The organism is Streptosporangium sp. NPDC001681 (genome assembly GCF_040298085.1).
In the GTDB taxonomy this organism is placed as follows: Bacteria; Actinomycetota; Actinomycetes; order Streptosporangiales; family Streptosporangiaceae; genus Streptosporangium.
This window is the reverse complement of sequence record NZ_JBEOZN010000122.1, coordinates 1-19,009: the sequence shown is the minus strand read 5'-3', so window position 1 is coordinate 19,009 and position 19,009 is coordinate 1. Positions and strand designations below refer to the sequence as shown.

Annotated in this window: 16 protein-coding genes; 10 read left to right on the top strand and 6 right to left on the bottom strand. The window is 65.5% G+C overall.

The window, feature by feature from the left end; all coding sequences use genetic code 11:
• The first annotated feature begins 78 nt into the window (after window positions 1–78).
• Complete coding sequence (locus ABT130_RS37565; RefSeq protein ID WP_350922730.1) at window positions 79–534, top strand: GNAT family N-acetyltransferase; 456 nt, start codon at window positions 79–81, stop codon at window positions 532–534.
• A 277-nt stretch (window positions 535–811) separates the two neighbouring features.
• On the top strand, window positions 812–1,411 hold the full coding sequence (gene coaE / locus ABT130_RS37560; protein ID WP_350963822.1) for a dephospho-CoA kinase: 600 nt from the start codon (window positions 812–814) through the stop codon (window positions 1,409–1,411).
• Between the two features lie 322 nt (window positions 1,412–1,733).
• Here the strand turns inward: coaE and ABT130_RS37555 are convergent, their stop codons facing one another.
• Window positions 1,734–4,571, bottom strand: a complete 2,838-nt coding sequence (locus tag ABT130_RS37555) for an AfsR/SARP family transcriptional regulator (protein WP_350963819.1) — start codon at window positions 4,569–4,571, stop codon at window positions 1,734–1,736.
• 649 nt (window positions 4,572–5,220) lie between these two features.
• Here ABT130_RS37555 and ABT130_RS37550 point away from each other — a divergent pair.
• The 4 genes from ABT130_RS37550 to ABT130_RS37535 all read left to right on the top strand — a co-directional run bounded on the left by ABT130_RS37550 (window position 5,221) and on the right by ABT130_RS37535 (window position 13,381).
• Complete coding sequence (locus ABT130_RS37550) at window positions 5,221–10,848, top strand: LamG-like jellyroll fold domain-containing protein (protein ID WP_350963816.1); 5,628 nt, start codon at window positions 5,221–5,223, stop codon at window positions 10,846–10,848.
• A 126-nt stretch (window positions 10,849–10,974) separates the two neighbouring features.
• On the top strand, window positions 10,975–11,865 hold the full coding sequence (locus ABT130_RS37545) for a hypothetical protein (protein WP_350963813.1): 891 nt from the start codon (window positions 10,975–10,977) through the stop codon (window positions 11,863–11,865).
• A 129-nt stretch (window positions 11,866–11,994) separates the two neighbouring features.
• Window positions 11,995–12,591 carry a hypothetical protein gene (locus tag ABT130_RS37540; protein ID WP_350963810.1) on the top strand — a complete coding sequence of 199 codons (597 nt, stop codon included), beginning with the start codon at window positions 11,995–11,997 and terminating at the stop codon, window positions 12,589–12,591.
• Window positions 12,592–12,808: 217 nt separating this feature from the next.
• Window positions 12,809–13,381 (top strand): hypothetical protein, encoded by a 573-nt coding sequence (locus ABT130_RS37535; protein WP_350963807.1) that lies wholly within the window; start codon window positions 12,809–12,811, stop codon window positions 13,379–13,381.
• A 179-nt stretch (window positions 13,382–13,560) separates the two neighbouring features.
• Here ABT130_RS37535 and ABT130_RS37530 read toward each other — a convergent pair whose 3' ends face one another.
• The 3 genes from ABT130_RS37530 to ABT130_RS37520 form a co-directional block, all read right to left on the bottom strand.
• Window positions 13,561–13,863 (bottom strand): hypothetical protein, encoded by a 303-nt coding sequence (locus ABT130_RS37530; protein WP_350963805.1) that lies wholly within the window; start codon window positions 13,861–13,863, stop codon window positions 13,561–13,563.
• Window positions 13,864–14,162: 299 nt separating this feature from the next.
• A complete protein-coding gene (locus ABT130_RS37525) occupies window positions 14,163–14,384 on the bottom strand; it encodes a DUF397 domain-containing protein (RefSeq protein WP_350963803.1) in 222 nt (73 codons plus the stop codon).
• Window positions 14,366–15,193 carry a helix-turn-helix domain-containing protein gene (locus ABT130_RS37520; RefSeq protein WP_350963800.1) on the bottom strand — a complete coding sequence of 276 codons (828 nt, stop codon included), beginning with the start codon at window positions 15,191–15,193 and terminating at the stop codon, window positions 14,366–14,368. Before ABT130_RS37520 ends, ABT130_RS37525 begins: the two co-directional genes overlap by 19 nt.
• Window positions 15,194–15,445: 252 nt before the next feature.
• Between ABT130_RS37520 and ABT130_RS37515 the strand changes: the two genes are divergently transcribed.
• From ABT130_RS37515 to ABT130_RS37505, 3 genes are all read left to right on the top strand, one after another.
• A complete protein-coding gene (locus tag ABT130_RS37515) occupies window positions 15,446–15,862 on the top strand; it encodes an ATP-binding protein (RefSeq protein WP_350963797.1) in 417 nt (138 codons plus the stop codon).
• The gene (locus ABT130_RS37510; protein WP_350963795.1) at window positions 15,862–16,101 is read left to right on the top strand and encodes a hypothetical protein; all 240 of its coding nucleotides are present in this window, start codon (window positions 15,862–15,864) and stop codon (window positions 16,099–16,101) included. The genes ABT130_RS37515 and ABT130_RS37510 overlap by 1 nt, the downstream gene beginning before the upstream one ends.
• Before the next feature lie 117 nt (window positions 16,102–16,218).
• On the top strand, window positions 16,219–16,359 hold the full coding sequence (locus ABT130_RS37505; protein ID WP_350963793.1) for a hypothetical protein: 141 nt from the start codon (window positions 16,219–16,221) through the stop codon (window positions 16,357–16,359).
• 47 nt (window positions 16,360–16,406) lie between these two features.
• Here the strand turns inward: ABT130_RS37505 and ABT130_RS37500 are convergent, their stop codons facing one another.
• On the bottom strand, window positions 16,407–16,562 hold the full coding sequence (locus ABT130_RS37500; RefSeq protein WP_350963790.1) for a dihydrofolate reductase family protein: 156 nt from the start codon (window positions 16,560–16,562) through the stop codon (window positions 16,407–16,409).
• Window positions 16,563–16,635: 73 nt separating this feature from the next.
• Entirely contained in the window at window positions 16,636–17,685 is a 1,050-nt protein-coding gene (locus tag ABT130_RS37495) for a sigma-70 family RNA polymerase sigma factor (protein WP_350922685.1), read from the bottom strand.
• Between the two features lie 425 nt (window positions 17,686–18,110).
• On the opposite strand from ABT130_RS37495, the gene ABT130_RS37490 reads away from it, so the two are divergent.
• Window positions 18,111–18,848 carry a hypothetical protein gene (locus ABT130_RS37490; RefSeq protein WP_350963787.1) on the top strand — a complete coding sequence of 246 codons (738 nt, stop codon included), beginning with the start codon at window positions 18,111–18,113 and terminating at the stop codon, window positions 18,846–18,848.
• Window positions 18,849–19,009 lie beyond the last annotated feature (161 nt).

Sequence of the window (19,009 nt, the reverse complement as noted above, 5' to 3'; positions counted from 1 at the left end):
AGTTCCAACGGAAGGGCCCCGCTCCGGCGGGGCCCTTCCCGCGTTTCCTGCCCCCTGCCCGCCCGCTAGGGTGGCGCCGTGGCCGTGATCGAGTGGGCGGAGCCCGAGGACGCGGGCGAGATCCTGACCGTGCAGCGCGCCGCCTACGTGGGCGAGGCCCAGCTCTACGGCGACCCGTTCATCGCGCCGCTGGTGGAGTCGGCCGGCCAGGTCCGCAGGGCGGTCGAGACGGCCATCGTGCTCGTCGCCCGCGACCGGGCGCGGATCGTGGGCGCGGTCCGGGGCCGGATGTCCGGCACGACCTGCCTGGTCGGCCGCCTGGTGGTCGCCCCCGACAGGCAGGGCGCGGGCATCGGCGGCGCGCTGCTGGCGGCACTGCACGACGAGGCCGCCGCGGCGCTGGCCTTCGACCTGTTCACCGGGCACCTGTCGGAGGGCAACCTGCGGCTCTACCGCCGCCACGGCTACCGCGAGACCCGCAGAGAGCGGATGAGCGACCACCTGACGCTGGTGCACATGCGCAGGGAGCTGTAGGGCGCTCAGACGCCCTCCGGTGCGGCAGATGGCATAAGGGCCGTACCTGTACGAAAGGGTGGCAGGCGCCGCCTCCGGCGCTGCGAAGGGTGGCTCCGGCCGTCTGCCGACGGGCTGGCAGGGGTGTGCGAGATGGGGGAGACGCCGACCGCCTTGTGCGGCGGCGGAGGGCAGGGGGAAGCGGCGAGGTGGCCTTCCGGGGCGGTCTCGGCCCGGCCCGCCGTGATGCGAGGACCGCGCTGCCGGCGGGCGGCCCGTACCGCGTATGCTGCGGATCATGTTGAAGGTGGGTCTTACCGGCGGTATCGGGTCGGGCAAGAGCGAGGTCTCCCGGCGGCTGGCCTGCCGAGGCGCCGTGGTCATCGATGCCGACAAGATCGCCCGTGAGGTGGTCGAGCCGGGGACCCCGGGCCTGGCGCGCGTGGTCGGGGTCTTCGGCACCGAGATCCTGCGCGAGGACGGCTCGCTGAACCGGGAGAAGCTCGGCTCGATCGTCTTCGCCGACTCCGAGAAGCTGGCCGCGCTCAACGCCATCGTGCACCCGCTGGTCGGCGCGAGGGTCGCCGAGCTGCAGGACCAGGCGGTCCCCGGCAGCATCGTGATCTACGACGTCCCACTGCTGGCGGAGAACAGGCTCGCCCCCATGTACGAGGTGGTGATCGTCGTGGACGCCGCCGACGAGGTGCGCGTGGCCCGGCTGGTCGAGCTGCGCGGCATGAGCGAGCAGGACGCCAGGGCCAGGCTCGCCGCCCAGGCGACCCGCGAGGAGCGCCTGGAGATCGCCGACATCGTGGTGCCGAACGAGGGCACCCTGGAGGAGCTGGAGGCCAGGATGGACGGCCTCTGGAAGGACCTCACCGCCCGCGTCGCCGCCTGAACGAGGCTCGGTCGGGCAGCGCGGCCCTCGTTGTCGCACGCTCGCCCCACGATGTCGGGTGGGCTTGTGAACCACTGGGAAGGAGACGGCTCGGGACGCGCGCTTCGGGGCACTCCAACGCCGTCCGAGACATGGGTTGTGATTTGACGGTCGTTTCGTGGGCGACGGCAGGAGCCGGGAAGCAGTCGGCGGGGCCGCCATTACTCGTCGCGGTGTGCTTGCCCGTCACCGTGGCGGCACTGCTGCTCACCCCCAGACGCTTTCGGGGCAGGCCCTCTGGCCCGCCCCGAAACCTGGGCATCGTCATGTGACACGGGTGCGGTCAGCTCAGACCGGCCTCAAGCATCCGCTTCTTGATCTCGTCGGCCTGGGGAACCCCCATGGGGGCGAATATGCCGAACGCGGTCTCCCAGTGTTTCGCGGCCTCGGCTGTCCGCCCCAGGGCCCGCAACGTGTTGCCCAGTCCTTCGTGGGCGAATCCTTGCTGGTAGACGTCGTTCTCCTCGTCGGCGTAGCGGGCGGCGTCCCGGTAGTGCTCCAGGGCGGTCTGGGTATCCCCGCTCGTGAGACAGGTTTCCGCGAGGCTACAGAGCATCTCGCCCTCCACCGGCCTGCTCCGCAGGCTCCTCGCGAGGTCGAGCGCCTGCTCATGATGGTCGAGGGCTTCGGGGTAACGTTCCTGCTGCCGCAGGACCGTGGCGATGCCGTTGAGCGCGTCGACTTCGATGCGCTGGTTGCCCTGGTTACGACCCAGGAGCAACGCCTGCTGCAGACAGTCCAGGGCGGGCGCCGGTTCCTTCAGTTTCGCGTGGACGAGGCCCAGTTGGATGAGGCAGTAGGCCTCGTCGTACTCCCTGCCGGTTTCCCGCCAGTGGCTCACGCACTCCGACAGGATCTTGAGCGCCTCACCGAACCGGCCCATCGTGAAGTAGCTGATCGCCAAGGTGTCCATGGTGGCGAACTCATCGATCCGATTCCCGAGGCCGCGGTTGAGGGTCAGGCCCTGCTCGCCGAGTTCTATGGCTCTGGCGGGGTGTCCGGCCAGATACAGGGCGTAGCTCACGTGCCGGAGCGCCTTCGCCTCTCCCGCCCGGTCGCCGGACGTACGCCAGATCTCCAAGGCCTCCTCCTGGTGGCTGAGGTTCTCGGCGTATCGCCCGGTGAACATCTTGGCGTAGCCAAGATCGCTCAGGATCTCGGCCTCGCCGGAGCGGTCACCGATCAGGCGGGCGGAGGACAACGCGATCTCGCCCGTCATGAGCAGGTCGTCAAGATGGTTTCTCGCGTAGAAGAACCAAGACAACCTGCTGAAGATCTGCCAGGCGTGGATGTGTCGATCCTGTCGCGCCGCATGGACGATCACGGCCACGAGGGTGTGGTGCTCCCGTTCCAGCCAGGCCATCGCCTCGTCGAAACCCTGGAAGTCCGGCGTCCCGTCCACCGGAGCGATCGCCAGAGAGGTGGTGTCGACGGGCGACAGATGGTCCATGGCCTTCAGAACCGAGTACCGGTACCAGTCGAGTGCTCTCGTCAGGGCGTCGTCACGGTCGTCCGCGGCCTCGTCGTCGGCGCACCGCTCCTCCGCGTAGACACGCACAAGATCGTGCATCGACAGCCTCCGCTCACTGTCCTCCTGCAGGAGATGCGTGGTGACCAGCGTCTCGACCGTCGCGGCGGCGTTCTCGGGGGGCAGGCCGCTGAGGGCGGCCACGGCGTCCAGCCCGATGGACGGTCCCGGATGCAGGCTGAGTATCCGGAACACTCGCCGAGCCTGCGCGGGGAGGCTCCGGTAGGACACTTCGAGTGCGGTGCGAACACCAATCCCTGGATCCTCGTCGAGATCCAGGACGGTCAGCCGGTTCTCCTGCCGGAGCTTGCCGACGAATTCCCTGATCCGGGCAGGTGACCCGCCCGCGAGCTGTGCCGCCGCCAGTCGCAGGGCAAGCGGCAGATACCCGCAGAGCCGGGCCAGTTCGGCGATGACATCCGCCTCGCGAGCCGCCTCGCTTCCGCCCAGGAAGTTGTTGAGCAGCGCGATCGCCTCACCGGCAGGCAGCACATCGAGTGAGATGCCGTGCACGTCGTGGGTGACGGACAGGCCTCGCAGGGCGTCGCGACTGGTGATCACGACTCGGGAGGGCGAGGAGCCGGGCAGCAGGGGGCGAACCTGGTCCGGTGCGGCGGCGTTGTCCAGCACGATGAGCATCCGCCTGCCCGCCAGCAGTGACCTGTAGAGTGCCGCGCGTTCGTCGAGGTCGTGCGGGATCTCGTCCTCGATCACGCCGAGTCCACGGAGAAGCCGTCCCAGCGCCTGCCCTCCCGTGATGGCCCGCCCTCGTGAGTAGCCGTGCAGGTTGATGTAGAGCTGCCCGTCCGGAAACCGGGCGGAGACCCTGTGCCCCCAATGTGTCGCCAGGGCGGTCTTGCCGACTCCGGGGGTGCCCGCGATGGCGGAGATCACCACGGTTGTGCTGCCTTCCTCCCCGGACAGGAGCATGTCCAGCTGACGCAGCTTCTCCACCCGGCCGGTGAAGCGCGAGACGTCGGCGGGTAGCTGCCGGGGCACATGTGGTGCGGGAGGGGCCTGTCCCACCGTGGTGGTGCCGGAAGCGGAGTCCCCGGACAGGATCGTCTGGTGGATCCGGGCGACCTCCTCGCCGGGTTCCAGGCCGAGTTCGTCGCGGAAGTGCCGGCGGCAGATCCTGAACTCCTCAAGAGCCTCTGCCGTACGACCGGTGCGGTGGAGCGCGAGCATCAACTGGCCGCGCAGCTTCTCGTTCAGTGGATGCTCGGTTACCAGCAGACGCAGCTCACCGATCAACTCGGAGTGACGTCCCAGGGTGAGATCGGCTTCGACGCGACCGATGAGCGCGGCGAGGCGCTGCTCTTCCAGTGCCGCACCCTCCGTTGCCTGCAGTTCGGAGTGAGTGCCGCCGAGGGCGGGGCCACGCCAGAGCGACAGCGCCCGGCGAAATCCCTCCGAGGCGCGGGTGGCATCACCCGTGGACAGCACGGAGCGGGCCAGCGCCGTCTCGGTGACGAAGACGTCGAGATCGGAGGCGCCCTGCCGCAGTCGCAGGGAGTAACCGGTGGGCGTGCTCATTATGGCGTTGCCGCCGGTGAGCAGGCGCCGCAGCGACCACAGATGATTGTGCAACAACCGTCGGCCGGAGGCCGGGACTTTCGTTCCCCACAGAGCCGTCAAAAGTCGATCGTGAGAGACCGTCCTGTTCGCCTGCAGGACCAGAACGGCCATCAAGGTCCGTTGCTTCGGCCCGACGATCGCGATCGAACGCCCGTCGCGCCAGACGTCGACCGGACCGAGAACGCGAATTTCCATGCCAACCCCCGACTGATCACGGTCGCCGCAGGACGGTGTTCGCCGACCATTCCGCTGATGTTTACCGTCGTACCTCTGCTCAACTGCACATTCCCTGCGGGAAACAGACGGCGGTGAATCGATTAGCAAGATCACGACATCTTATATGACAAGATCAACAGCACCAACCGTGATGCTTGTGGCGATCATCACTGGTCAGGTGTTCCCGTTTCCGAACCCCTGGCCGGTCTCCCGCAATCATTGGAGGTAGTCGGTGGGGTTCCCCTTACCGAATCGCCCTTTCGCGCCGCCACGGCGTGAACCACCGAAGCGGACCGTATTTACGGTCGTAACCGTTTCGGCCCTGGCCGCGTCACTTCTGGTGGCCGGTGGTTCCATCCCCGCACAGGCAGACCCCGGACCCGATGACCCGGCCGTTCCCGCCGTACCCAAGACGACGGAGTTCCCCCGCCCGGAGGATCCCGACGCGGTGCTGAGGGCCGCGCTTGAGGAGGCCAAAAAGCAGAACAAGCCGGTGGAGGTCCAAGCCGCCTACACCGAAGGGTCACGCACCTGGGCCTATCCCGACGGGCACCTGACGACACAGTCGTACGCCGGTCCGGCCCAGCTCAAGCAGGCCGACGGGTCGTGGGCCTGGATCGACACCACCCTGGTGGAGCAGGACGGGGTCCTGAGACCCAAACTCGCCAAGGCCAAAGTCGAGTTCTCCGCGGGCGGCGCGGATCGTCCTTTCGCGTCCATGGAACGCGGTGACGGGCAGAAAGTCTCATTCAGCTGGCCGACCGAACTGCCCAGGCCGACCGTCGAGGGAAACGTCGCGACCTTTGCCAACGCGGCAGGTCAGGGAGCCGATCTCGTCGTCACGGCCCTGCCCACAGGATTCCGGCATGACGTGGTGTTACGGGAGCAACCCAAAGAGCCGGTGGAGTTCCGCATCCCGGTCGAGACAGACGGACTCGACTTCGCCGAAGGCAAGCGAGGCGGACTCGAACTCACCGATGCCAAGGGAAAACGAGTCGCGTCGGCAGCCGAGCCGGTGATAATTGATGCCGGTCCCAGTCCCGCCGAAACCAAAAACGCCGGTGCGGTCCCGCCGCGTACCGGAAAAATCGACACGCGGGTGGTGAAGGAGAAGGACGGCCAGGTATTGGTCCTCACTCCGGATCCGAAATTCCTCGCCGATCCGGCGACCAGGTATCCGGTCACGGTGGATCCCACCACCACGCTCACTCTGCAGAGCGACCTGGTGGTGAGCAACGCCGCCGGCGCCGACACCTCGCCGGCCTCGGAGAGGCTGGTGACGAGCATCGAACGCACCAACTCCGCGGGGACGCTCACCTACAGTCACTCGCTCCTCAAGTTCGACACCGGACCGCTGGTGGGCAGGTCCGTCGGCAGCGCCAGGCTGGACATGTACGCGGACCAGCTCGTGGGCTGCCGCTGGTACGGGCCCGGGGGGATCGAGGCCAAGCGGGTGACCTCGGCCTGGCCGCCGTACGTGGGCTGGAGTAACCAGCCGTCCGTGACCAGCTTCGGCTCGTCCGTCCAGCTCTGCCCGGACACGGCGTCGGTCGACGACAACGGCAACTGGATCCCGAGGACCTTCACCTGGAGCGTCACCGCGATGGCCCAGGCGTGGGCCGCGGGCCAGCCCAACGAGGGCATCCGGCTGTCGGGCAAGGGCACGACGGACCCCGCCCTGTACTCGGGATGGTGGGTCTACTTCCACTCGTCGGAGAAAGTCGGGGGCACCCGGCCGAAGCTGACCGTGTCCTACTTCCTGCCGCCGGAGATCCCCACGGTCACCGCCGAGTCGATCGACTCCATGGACGGGAACGACGCGATCGCCCGCAGCACCAGCGTGAAGGTCGGCTTCAAGTCCAGCGTGCCCGAGGGCACCAACCTGGATTACACCGTCGCGGTCAACGACTCCACGATGGTGCCCCCGCCCGCCTTTCCCACCGGGCACGTGGCGCACTGGAAGTTCGACGAAGCCGCAGGGGCCACCGCCGCGGCCGATGCCAGCGGCAACAACCACACCGCCACCTACACCGGCAGCAGAAGAACGGCCACCACCGGCAAACTCGGCGGCGCGCTACAGCTGAACGACATGACCGGCAGCAATGGCTGCTGCATACCGGATTCCTACGCCGCCACCAGCAGGTCGGTGCTGAACCAGAACTCCAGCTTCAGCATCAGCACCTGGGTCCGCCTCAAGGACAGCGAAGCCGTCCAGCACGTCGCCGGCCAGGACGGCGACCCGTTCGGCCTGAGCATCTACTATCTCGGCGGCAGCCACCAGAAGTGGCGGCTACAGGTCTCCGGCACCGGCGGCACGACCGGTTACGGCGTCTGGGTCGACTCGGCGAAGCTGGCCACGGCCGACACCTGGACGCACCTGACCGCCGTGTACGACGCCGGCGCCTCCAAGATCCGCCTCTACGTCGACGGCGTGCTCTCCGGCGAAGCCGACTACCAGCCGTCCGAGACCGTGACCAGCGGCGCGTTCCGCGTCGGCGGCCACAAGTCGGGCCTCAACCTCCTGCAGGGCGCCGTCGACGACATGCGCCTCTACCAGCGGGCCCTGTCCCTGCAGGACATCAAGAAGCTGTACGGCGAGGTCGCCGCCACCAGCTACAACGCCAAGCCCTCCGGGCAGGTGATCGAGCAGACCTTCACCCTCGACAACCCGGCCAGCTTCAAGTTCGTCGTGCGGGCCTGCCGCAGCGGCGTCACCCAGCCCTCCTGTAACGAGAGCCCGGCCTACCGCATCACCAGCGACGCCCCGATGCTGCCCACCGACACCGAGACCGGCATGGCGGATCCGACCAGGCCGATCCTGTCGGGCATGGTGAACCGTCCCTCGGGCGGCCCGGTCACCGCCAAGTACTTCCTCTACGACAACGGTGGTTTCCCCGTAGGGTCCAGCCCGCTTGGCCGGCGTACCGTCAACGGTGGGGAGCGCGCCTCGCTCCAACTCCCCGAGAACACCGTCCAGGCGGGCCGGACCTACACCTGGCAGATGCAGGCCTGCGTGGGTCAGGAGAGCAGCACACCCGAACCCACCCCAACACCGACTCCGACCCCCACTCCGACCCCCACCTCGGATCCCCAGCAGAAGGCACGCTGGGCCTTCGACGAGGGCAGTGGTACCGTCGCGGCCGATTCCTCCGGTAACGGTCGCACGGTCACGCTGAACGCGGCCTCGTGGGGGACAGGTAAGAGCCAGGGCGGACTGGTACTGGGTGGGACCTCCGGTTACGGGGCCACCAACGGGCCAGTGATCCACACCAATGCCGGCTACACGGTCAGCGCGTGGGCCCGTCTGGACGCCACGACCAGGGAAGACGCGATAGTCAGCCAGGACGGCGCGGTCAACAGCGCTTTCAAGCTCGCCTACTCCTCCGGTGACAAGAAGTGGCGGATGGTCACGTACCAGTCCGACACCACCGGTGCCACCCCCGTGCGCGCCCTGTCCACCCAGAACGCGGTGGCCGGCCAGTGGACCCACCTGGTCGGTGTTTACGACGCGACCGCGAACAAGATCCGCCTGTACGTGGACGGTGTGCTGAACGCCGAGACCGCCTACACCAGCACCTGGGATGCGACCGGCAACGTCCACATCGGCCGTACCAAGGCCAACGGTTCTCAGAACAGTTACTTCAAGGGCATCATCGACGACGTCCACCTCTACCAGAAGTCATTGACCGGAGCGGAGATCACCACCCTCTACAACGGCGCCGCCCAGGTCGCCACAGCATCAGCGGCGCCTGCCGATACTCAGGCCACAACCCAGAACGGCGAAGAGGTCTGCACCGCCAAGACCACCCCGGTCAGCCTCACCACCCCCGGCACCCCGACCGACCCACCCGCCGAAGACGTCCGGCATCTGACCCTGCTCAAGGACAACTTCGTCATCAAGACCGCCAAGGTCGATCCCACAGCCTGCGATGGTGGACCTTGCGTGCTCGCGGATTCCCCCACTATCCAACTGGGCGGCGCGGGAGCGGACAAGGTCGCAACTGTGCTGGGAATCAGGCTCGACGAACTACCCGATGGCGCGGGAGTAACTGAGGGGATCCTCAAACTCGGAACGCCTACCTGTGCTGCGGGATCGTGCCCGACCGACACTGTGATCACTGCAGCGCCGTTGAAAAGCCAGGTGACCGGAGAAACCAAGGGGTCGGACCTGGCAGGTGACGTAGACGACAGCACCGATGCCTACACCTTCCCGATCGCCACACCGCAGGCCGACATCGCCGGCAGCGAGTACCAATGGCTGATGCTGACCTCCAACAAGGAAGAAAGAATCGCCTTCGGCGAGACCGGAGCCACTGAACAACCCTCTGTCGCACTTACCTATCTGCCCGCCGGGCCTCCGAGTAATGTCCTGAACTTGGTCACTGCGCCTGGTGACAGCGGAGCTGTTGCCAGTTGGGGGATTCCGGAGTCCAACGGCAGTGTCGCCCTCTTAGAGGGGTACGACATTGAAGTTTCTGACAACGGCGGCGTCATTCGTACCCTTGAAGTTGTCAACCCAACTGCGTCAATTTCTGGCCTGACCAACGGCGCCACCTACACCATCAAGGTCCGTGCAAAGACTCATTTCGGGTTCAGTGGTTGGGAGTCGGCTACGGTCACTCCCAAGGCGGTACCTCCGCCGCCTCCGCCCTCATCTCGCCAGTCATGTAACTTGGACATTGATGCGCGTTCCCAGAAAATGAGCTTGCAGTCGACATCGTCCGTGCAGGAATACGCAAACCGTATCAAGAGCTACTACGAGGCGCAGGATGCTGTCCTGGAAGGTCAGGTAGAGACGGTATGGCAAGCGTCCGGAGTGACTCCCGAGGCGCCGATCACCGCTCAGATCTCCCTTCTCAACACCGCGCTCATCAATCAGAAAAATGCTACGGACGCTGCAGGGGTAATTCGCGTGAACTCCACGGTCAACGTCGACGACGTGATCGTGCAAGAAGGGGAAAATGGTGCGGTACGGGTGACCGCGGCCGTCGAACGCAACTGGGACGAAACACCTGCAGGGCAGACAGTCGCGAGGCCTGCTGTCGCAAAGACGGTTGGGGCGGGATCAGGAGAGGTTGAGCCGGACGAGTCCACCATCTCGATATTCGTCTTTGATAGATGCGGCGGCATGACCATCATCGAGGCACCGATGCCGGCAGAGCAAGATCCGACGGACTTCCGTGACATGGTCGGCCTGGAGTGCGACGAAGCCATGTCGCCTGTCGCGGCCGGTCTGGTCACGAAAAACAGCGCAACCTCAGGGCCGTGTGGTTGGGGTGCCAGCAACGGGCCCGACCCTTACTGGAATAACTCTCCAGTGGATCTCCGAGAGGGAAATTACAACTACGACCTTCTAGGAAGGCAGCGAGCAGGGACAGGTCTACGCCCCCTTGACCCCATGAAAAGGTGGTACGTACAAGCCTGGAGTGGTTCCTACTGGGAAAGGCCAAAGAACACGGACACTTGGAAGGATAAGTGGTTCGTCGAAGGCTTCCACAACTTTGTCCAGATCTCCCCAGTGGATTCCAGTATGTGGAATACCGCATACGGGAAGTACGTAAAGAAGAACTGGGCGCTGAAGTTCGAGGCCAAAGCCTGCTTCGATAATATAGCGACGAACAGGTCCAAAAACTGGAACATCGGTATCGAGGCTTCTGCCGGCATAGAAGGACCCAAGGCTGGCAGGATTCCCAGCGGTGGCGGTGGCTTCTCTTATACATGGGGAGAGACGATTGACAAGCCACATACGGAAGTGTGTAAACCTGCCGCTGGCATAAAGGGGAAGGGGGAGCGTCCAATCTTGGACGTTATCGTTCCTGACATCGTCGCGCGTTGTACAACGGGCGACTGTGAGATAGCGTCATACAGGCACGAATACACTGCCACCCTTGGATTGAAGTTCAAGGACAAGGAGGGGCAGATTCGTAACACCACGGAGGTCATCACTATCAACTGTCTCATGCGTAGAGAGGATGAATACACTCGGGAAAATGGTCGACGGGTAGGATATAAGTGCGACTACTGCAGGGTGAAGTCCTCTATCGACCATAGGACTGTCCCTCCCATCGAACAGTGAACTAATCTGCGGAGCGGGGAGGCGTACTGCCTCCTCGCTGCCCTGCTTTTGTTACATGTGTGGATTTTTCCGCTGAAGGTTAATTATGAGTTAGTGCCCGAGTCTGAGGAAGTGTAGAGGATAGTGATGCTTAATAAGACGTATGAGGGCAGCATAACTCGCATGCTATTTATGTCAGCGGTCGCCATCCTTATTTATGTGATCTTGACTGGCTGTATGAACGGAAACCCTGTTCGCTCGGAGTTGGGCATTAAACGCATCGACTGTGATCGGATTCGTCTTGTTCTGCTGAATGCTCTGGCGGTCGCCAATCCGGATTACAGGATTTCCTGGGATTACGCCTGGCAGAGCCCGAAGTGCGCCGGTCGGGATTCGGGCTCCGATTTCCAAATCCCTGTCGGTCTTACTCCCAGATCGCTGACGACGCCTTTCAAGTCCTTCGCTGATCCCGTGCTGGCCGGCGAAATAAGTCAGGACTTTTTCGGCCAAGTGAAGGTGCCTTTTATCGGCGAGTGGAAGATGAGTCGGATCATCAAATCTCTTGGTCGAGGCGGGGCTGCAGAAGAAGGGGAAAATGTGGACCTCCTTGCTGCGGACATAGGCAAAGATATTAACGTGCAGGCCGTCGTCGAGCTTAAGTCGCCCCTGCTGGAGGAGGATGTAGAGAAGATCTGGTCCAGGCCGGATGTCTTTTTCTTTTCCTCTGCTGGCGAACGGAATCCTATGGGCTGGGACTGGGAGTTCCCCGGCCTCTCTTGTGACACTAGGGGGTTTGATTTCTGTCAGGGAGATAAGTCGGCGACTGCAGCCTTTCGTCAATGGGTTTCGCTGCTACGGCCGGAGGACGCTCCTGTGCTGCGGGAGTTCGGGATCGACTACCGAGAGTTGCAGCAGCGAGCTGGTAGCGGCAGGATCTATGGATTTGTTATGCATAACCTTCTGTCGCAAGTGGCACGGTTGGCAGAGCATCCGCAGGTACGATCAGTGAAAGTCGTGGATGTCGCCGCAGATGACTGATGGTCTCCTCACGCAGTGGCATTGCCCTGTCGAAAACACTGAAGAGCAGCACCTGTGTCAAGCGCCCACCGTGAACGATGGAAGCACTGACTAAGCCGAGGGCAGAATGGCCAACCCTGGTGAACGTTCATGGTCATCGCGCTGGCCTGCGGAGCAGAGATTGGAGCGAGTGCGATGTTAAAGAGGGATCTGCTTTCCCCCGTCCTTGACGCATCGGACTTCGTGGTCCAACGGCCTCCCCTGTGTGGGGAGGTTGCCCCCATCGCCCGGTGGCGGGACGTGGAGGCTGGGTTGGGGGCTGTCTTGTTCCTGCGTCACAGGAAAAATGGAATCTTCGCCTCCGAACTATCGGTGGCGGAGAGAGAGCAGGCGGGTGGTTGGACTTCCCTGGACATCGATTCAGGTTCGGCAGACTATCCCGACTTCTTTTCCGAGAACATCGCTGATCCAGACGAGGTCGTGCATATCGAGTCCTCTGAGAGGTGGGTTTCCGAGCCTGGCCGAAATGGTGGTGAAGGGGCTCCGCTCCGTCTCTTTGAGGTTGCCGTCGGGGAGTCGATTGAGAAGATCACGTGCTCTGTGGGCGGCAGGGTCGTCGAGCAGGAGATATCCCCGCTTCGAATTGCTTTGATCGGTGTATGGTCAGACCAGCCGGCCACCTTCCATACCTACAGCAGGGGAGGCGTGCGGTGCGAGCTTCCGGTGAGGGTTTCATTCTTCGAATGACCCGTGGTATTCGCCGATGAGCGAGTCGCCCCCGAAGAGTACGGCCCGTCCGGGCTGCCGTTCCCGAGTGCATTCCGACAGGCGGCGTCGAGGATTTCTTACCGCACCTGGCGGATGTGGTGGTGGAGCGGGCAGATCCTGCTGCGGAGCTGAAGAGCACATCACAAGATCAGCGACAGAGCTGAACCTTCCTCGCACCTGTCGAGTCAAAGCCGGCATGAACAGGATTCAGAAGCTTGCCCTCCTGTCCGCACTGCCCGTCGCCGCGGCTCTGATAGTGCTCCCCGCCCAGGCCGCGGAGCGCCCCGCCTGCCCCGTCCCGACCAAGGCGGAGGCGAAGCGGTCGTCCGGCACCAAGACCGACAAGCCGCCCAGGGGCGCCACCGCCATCAAGGGGGTCCGCGTCAACCACATCCCGAAGGGCTTCACGTACGGCCAGGTCGTCGTCAACAAGCACGATGGCATCACCGAGTACGGCTACCAGTGGAGTGACGACCGCTCCGACACGGATCCCCGGCAGCGGTCGCTGTGGGTCAGGGTGGTGTGCTGGCCGAAGGCGAGCGAGCCGGCGCAGCTCAAGAACGCGCCGTTCGACATCGGGACGTTCTCCGGCGACACGAAGACCGTGAAGATCGGCGGCCGTCAGGTACTCACCCAGGTGGGTGACGGCGCGCTGGGCCACGGCCGGTATGCGGGCTGGGTCGAACGCGAGGGCGTCGTCGTCACCGTGATGGCCAGCCGGCCCCTCGTACCCGAGCTGGCGAAGATCATCAAGGGCATCAAGCTCTGAGCCGGTCGACCCCGCCGTCCACGCGCAACTGCGGGGTGCCGTCCAGCAGGGGGATCTGCGGCGCGTCCGCCCCGATGTGCCAGTCCTGCACAGGCACCAGGCCGAGCCCGATCAGCTCGAACCCCTCGAATCAGAGGGAAAGGGGCAGTGCCCGCTGATATCCGGCCCTCCGCCTTCTTTCAGTCTTCGCCGTGATAGGCGCGCAGCTCGCGGCGTGCCTGGTGACGGCTGCGGCGGCGCTCTTCGCGTCGGAAGTAGTGCCACTCCCGGCCCCCGTCGCCATAACTGAACAGGTGATAGGCGTAGGCGGTGGCGCTCCAGTAACAGCCGTCCGTGCGCTGGCTCAGGGACGCGTTGCTGGCGGTGATCTCGTCCGGCAGCGTGCACGGCCCGAACCGATGATCATGTACGGGCAGGCAGGTCGCCATCGGCGCGTCGGCCATCCGCACCCACCAGGGCCGGGTCTTGTCGGTCTTGCTCATACGGTCACCTTTCGGCTCCATGACGCCCCGGGCTGGGGCTGTCATAAGACCGGATGCATCGTGACCACCTCCGACTTCGCGCACGATATATCGGGACCGAAAGCGACGTTGCCGCTCAGAGAAACTGATTTCGACGTTACTACAAGCGGCAGGAGCGCGGGTTACGCACTGCTGATGACACGGGCCCGAGCGGAGGGCCTACGGGGAAGCTCAAAGACCGACACCCGACCGCCGGAACGATCGGGTGCGTCTGATTCTCAGAGAAAGACGAAGTCGAAAGCCTGGAGTGGTCCTGCAGGTCAGTCGAAGTGGCCCGACTTAACGGCACTGAGGAAGGTACGCCATTCGGTCGGGGTGAAGGTGAGGGCTGGGCCGGTGGGGTTCTTGCTGTCGCGGACGGCGATGGCTCCGGGGAGGTTGCCGGCGACTTCGACGCAGTTTCCACCGCTCTCGCCGCTGAGGGAGCTCTTCTTCCAGGCGGCCTTGGAGAGGTCGAGGCCGGTCAGATCTGTTGCTTCCATTGGTCCCTCGCTTCTTTGATCATCTCTAGCGACTGGCTGGGACGAAGTGCCTCTGTTCGGATCCTGTCATATCTATCCCAGACGACACTTACCAGACTGTGCTCCGCTGAAACTTCGCCTTCCCCGGCTGACTCTACGGAGACGGCAGTCGGCGCATCCGAGAGTTCGGCGAGAACGAATCCGGACAGCAGCCCTGTCGTGCAGCAGGTGTCGTGGGGAACGATCTGCACCTTCACGTTCTGCCAGTCGGCGGCGGCGGCGAGATGGTCGATTTGCTCGTACATGACTTCCGGACCTCCCATAGGGCGGCGAAGCACCCACTCGTCGAGAAGCGCCCACAGGATGGTCGGGGTCTCCCTTTTGAAGATCAGCTGTCGTCGGATGCGAGCGCTGACCTGGTTTTCGACCTCCTGTTCCGAGGCGGCCAGGCCGCCACGGACAACGGCCCGCGCGTAGTTCTCCGTCTGGAGCAGGCCGGGGACCAGGAGTGGGTCCCAGCAGCGCAGTACGCGGGCGCGGGGTTCGATCTCTTCGGACCATCTGAGGAACCAGCGCGGCCCGGTGGGGGCGGTGATGTTCCGGCAGAGGTGGGTGAAGTGGTCGTCCGTCTTGAAGAACTCGTCGCAGCGGGCCGCCAGGTCAAGGCTGGGGTTCCGGTTGCCGATCTCGATGTGGCCGATGAGCGACGACGAGACGCCCAGGTGAGTGCCGAGCCGGGTCTGTGACAGACCCGCCTCCCTGCGGGCCCGTGCCAGCTCGCGGCCGAAGCGCTGGGCCGGTGTCAGTCGCGGGTCGAGGTCGTTTCCCATGTCATCTCTCCAACCTTTTGATGACGTCGGCCGTCAAATAAATGACAAATGGCTACACCATATGTAGGGGGTCGTCGTTCATTTGTCGGTCGATTCTTTCTGTAATGGCAGCCTAACTCTGTGCACTCTATGATGCCAAGCCTTTATCCGGACGATGTCAAGGAATTAAATGGACAATTCGCCCGGTTAACGGAGACATTGTGACAGGCGAATTCATGGCGTCTGTGACCTCGCAGGAATAGCGGTGATCCAATGGGCGCTGAAGCGGTTCCCGCGCTCGGTCTGCTGGGCAGTGTCGAACTGCCCGGAGTGGCCGAGTCGGTCGGCACGGCCCGGCGATACGTCAGGGGCGTGCTGGAGAACTCGGGCCGGCGGGATACGTACGACGCCGAGCTTCTGGTCAGCGAGCTGGTGTCGAACGCGGTAAGACACTCGGAGTCGGGACGCGCCGGCGGGCTGGTGACGATCGTGGTCGCGAACTGCGGCGAGACCGTCCAGATAGCGGTGGCCGACAAGGGCTCCGCCACCTGCGCGCCCGAGATCCCGGCCGAGCCGGACCAGGACGCCGAGGGCGGCCGCGGGCTCTGGCTGGTCAGTGAGGTGGCCCTGTCCTGGGGCTGGAACGAGGGCACGGCGGGCCGCGTCGTCTGGTTCCGGATAGCGCGGTGATGAGCGGCGCACCGGACGAGGAGAAAGGCCCGGGGACGATCGCCGTGCTGATCGTCCGCTACGGCAGGCACTGGCTCATCTCCGAGGCGGCCGGAAGCGGTTACTACGCCGTACGCCGGCACAGCCTGTCCGAGGAGTTTCTCGGCAGGAATGACCTGTCCAACGTGATATGCGCGGCGACCCTCGGTGAAATGGCGCGCCGCCTGGCGGCCGAGAGGAAGCGCGAGAATCGATTCTGAAATCAAGCAGGCGAATCACTGCCCTCAGCCCGATCGCCCGATCCCGTGCGGCACGTTGTCGCTCGCCCGGCGATTTAAGTCGACGACTGGCTCGACGACCCCGAGCGCCGCGCTCTCATGCTCGACGCCCGGTGTCGCCTGGAGTCGGTTCCCTCCCCGCTGGGTGTCGCCGACAGCGACATCCACATGCGGGCCGTCAACGACTCGCTCGGCTACCGGCCCACCCATGAAACCTTCCAGTACCAGCTGGACCTGTGAGGTTCCCGGTGGCGGCCGGGCGTCCCGCCGCCACCACCGGGAACGGCTCAGCCGACGACGCGGAACCGGATGCTCGTCGCGTGCGGCACCTCGGTCAGTTCGACGCGTTCGAGCTTGACGTCGGTCCCGCCCGGGTGGTCGAACAGCCGGACGCCGTCGCCCAGCATGACGGGCACGACGAACACGAGGATCTCGTCGAGCACACCCGCCTCTGAGCTATCTCCGTCAGGATCAGTTGTGGTTGACCCGTTCTGAGACGGCGGATCGCGCGAAAACTCATCGGTGTTCGGGAAACAGCGTCGTGGGCAGGGCGAACGCCGGGAACAGGCCGGGGTCGTGGAAGGCGGTGGCCTCCACGATCCGGTCGTCCTCGATCCGCATCACGGAGATCCCGAAGGCGCTGTAGGCGGGCTCGCCGGGGCGCCGTACGTAGGTCGCCAGGGCCGGCTGCCGGTTGGCCCGGGTGGGCACCATCCGGAACCGGCCCACGTAGTCGGGTGAGCCGGTGTCCCAGCTCGCCGCCAGCGCCGTCATGACCGCGTCGCGCCCCCGGAACCACATGGGCCACGGCGGCATCGCCGTCCGTACGTCCTCGGCCAGCAGGTCGGCGACCGCGGCGAGGTCGGCGCGTTCCATCGCGTCCATGTAGCGCCGCAGCACCGCCCGTTCCCGCTCGGTGGGCTCGGCCGACGGCGCCCAGTCCAGGCGGTGTTCCGGCAGGTGCTCCTTCAGCGTCGTCCTGGCTCGCTGCAACGCGCTGTTCACCGAGGCCACGCTGCCCTCCAGCAGCGTCGCGGTCTGCTTGGCGGGCCAGCCGAGCACGTCGCGCAGGATCAGCACTGCCCGCTGCCGGGGCGGCAGGTGCTGGATCGCGGCCAGGAACGCCAGCTCGATCGTCTCCCTGGTGACAGCCACGGAATCCGGCTCGGTATCGCTCGGCGCGACCGGCTCCCACAACCGGTCAGGGAACGGCTGCATCCACGCGATGTCGGTACGGGGCGGCAGCGAGACGCTCGGATCCGACGGCCCGGACAGGTACTGGGGGAGCACCCGGTGCGCCCGGCCGTCGAGGACGTCGAGGCACGCGTTCGTCGCGATCCGGTACAGCCAGGCCCGGAACGTCGAGCGCCCCTCGAAACCGCCGAGGCTCTTCCACGCGCGCAGGAACGTCTCCTGCACCAGGTCCTCCGCCTCGTCGAACGAGCCCAGCATCCGGTAGCAGTGCACCCGCAGCTCACCCCGGTGACGCTCGACGAGCGCCGCGAACGCGGGCTCGTCGCCCGCCCGCGCGGCGTCCACCACCGCGTCGCCGTCACCCGTGCCCATCAGCCGCCCCTCGCCCCTACCCCGGCCGCCGGCCGAACTCTGGCAGAAACCCTACGACAGACTCGCCCGGCACCTGGAACCCGGCGGTGAGGGGCGACTGATCCTGTCGGGCCTGCCGAACGTCTCGCCCCGCTGACCCGTGCCGATCCCCTGTTCGCCTTCGGAACAGCGATTCCGCAGGTGGATGACGAAGGATTTCGCGTTCTGAGTCCTCCGCCGCGCGTCTTCACGCCGTCCTGCGAAACCGGGGCCGTGCTTGAGGTCGCCCTGGTTTCGGTATCTCTCGGACGGTCCGGCGATAGGGTGCACACGTGCGTTGATCTTCCGGGCGGCGGTCAGGTGCCGCCGCGGACGGCGTGGGCGACCCCGGCAGACGGGGCCGCCCCGGCAGGCATACCCGCCACCATCCCACCGGAGATCACACGATGCCCGCTCAGCGGCCCCTCACCTACCACGCGTTCGTCGAACTCGCCGCCGCCGACCCCGCCGTCGTCGGCCTCGTCCTCAAGGGCTCCCACGCCCACGACGACATGACCACCGACCACTCCGACCACGACCTGTACGTGGTCCTCGCCGACAGCGCGACAACGGACCTCATCCGGTTCACCGGCCACCGCACTCCCAAGCTCGACCTCGTCATCATTTCCCTCGCCGAGTTCCGCGCTGCCGGAATGCCAGGCTTCGAGCGCTACGCCCTCGCTCGCGCCCGGGTCGTGCTCGACCGGCTCGACGGAGGCATCGCCCGGATCCTGGCCGCCAAGGCGCGGCTCGATGCCGATGAGGCGTTCCGGGGATCCGGTGAATGGCTCGACGCCTATGCCAACTCCCTCTACCGCTCCGTCAAGAACGACCGTGACGGACACGCGCTCGCCGCCCGTCTCGACGCCGCCGACAGCGTCCGATTCTTGCTGGAGCTGCTCTTCGCGCTCGACCGTCGCCCATGTCCCTACAACAGGTACCTGGAATGGGAACTCGCCCGATACCCGCTGCCCGGCTGGGACACCGGAATGCTGCTGGACGCCGCGGACCACATCTTGGGAACGGGCGACGTGCCCCTGCAGCGGCGCCTTTTCGCCCAGGTCGAGTCGGCGGCTCGCCGCGCCGGGCACGGCGCGGTGCTGGACGCATGGGGTGAGGACCTCGACCTGATGCGACCGCGGTAGGGCATGCCGCGAACGGCCCCCGCGGGGCCGCTCGCGCCGCTGGATGCGGCTTGCCTGTCCCAGAGGATCGAAAGCGGGCTGCCAGGCCGGCGTACGAGTCGTGGTGCGAGGTGGTTCCCGTCTCCCGCCGGCCGGACAGGCCGCGGCCCGGCCACCGGGTG

Coding starts and splice junctions, on each gene's coding strand:
- coaE (WP_350963822.1), top strand. CDS start 812: ATGTTGAAGGTGGGTCTTACCGGCGGTATCGGGTCGGGCAAGAGCGAG.
- ABT130_RS37545 (WP_350963813.1), top strand. CDS start 10,975: ATGCTTAATAAGACGTATGAGGGCAGCATAACTCGCATGCTATTTATG.
- ABT130_RS37540 (WP_350963810.1), top strand. CDS start 11,995: ATGGTCATCGCGCTGGCCTGCGGAGCAGAGATTGGAGCGAGTGCGATG.
- ABT130_RS37535 (WP_350963807.1), top strand. CDS start 12,809: ATGAACAGGATTCAGAAGCTTGCCCTCCTGTCCGCACTGCCCGTCGCC.
- ABT130_RS37530 (WP_350963805.1), bottom strand. CDS start 13,863: ATGAGCAAGACCGACAAGACCCGGCCCTGGTGGGTGCGGATGGCCGAC.
- ABT130_RS37525 (WP_350963803.1), bottom strand. CDS start 14,384: ATGGAAGCAACAGATCTGACCGGCCTCGACCTCTCCAAGGCCGCCTGG.
- ABT130_RS37520 (WP_350963800.1), bottom strand. CDS start 15,193: ATGGGAAACGACCTCGACCCGCGACTGACACCGGCCCAGCGCTTCGGC.
- ABT130_RS37515 (WP_350963797.1), top strand. CDS start 15,446: ATGGGCGCTGAAGCGGTTCCCGCGCTCGGTCTGCTGGGCAGTGTCGAA.
- ABT130_RS37510 (WP_350963795.1), top strand. CDS start 15,862: ATGAGCGGCGCACCGGACGAGGAGAAAGGCCCGGGGACGATCGCCGTG.
- ABT130_RS37505 (WP_350963793.1), top strand. CDS start 16,219: ATGCTCGACGCCCGGTGTCGCCTGGAGTCGGTTCCCTCCCCGCTGGGT.
- ABT130_RS37495 (WP_350922685.1), bottom strand. CDS start 17,685: ATGGGCACGGGTGACGGCGACGCGGTGGTGGACGCCGCGCGGGCGGGC.
- ABT130_RS37490 (WP_350963787.1), top strand. CDS start 18,111: ATGCCCGCTCAGCGGCCCCTCACCTACCACGCGTTCGTCGAACTCGCC.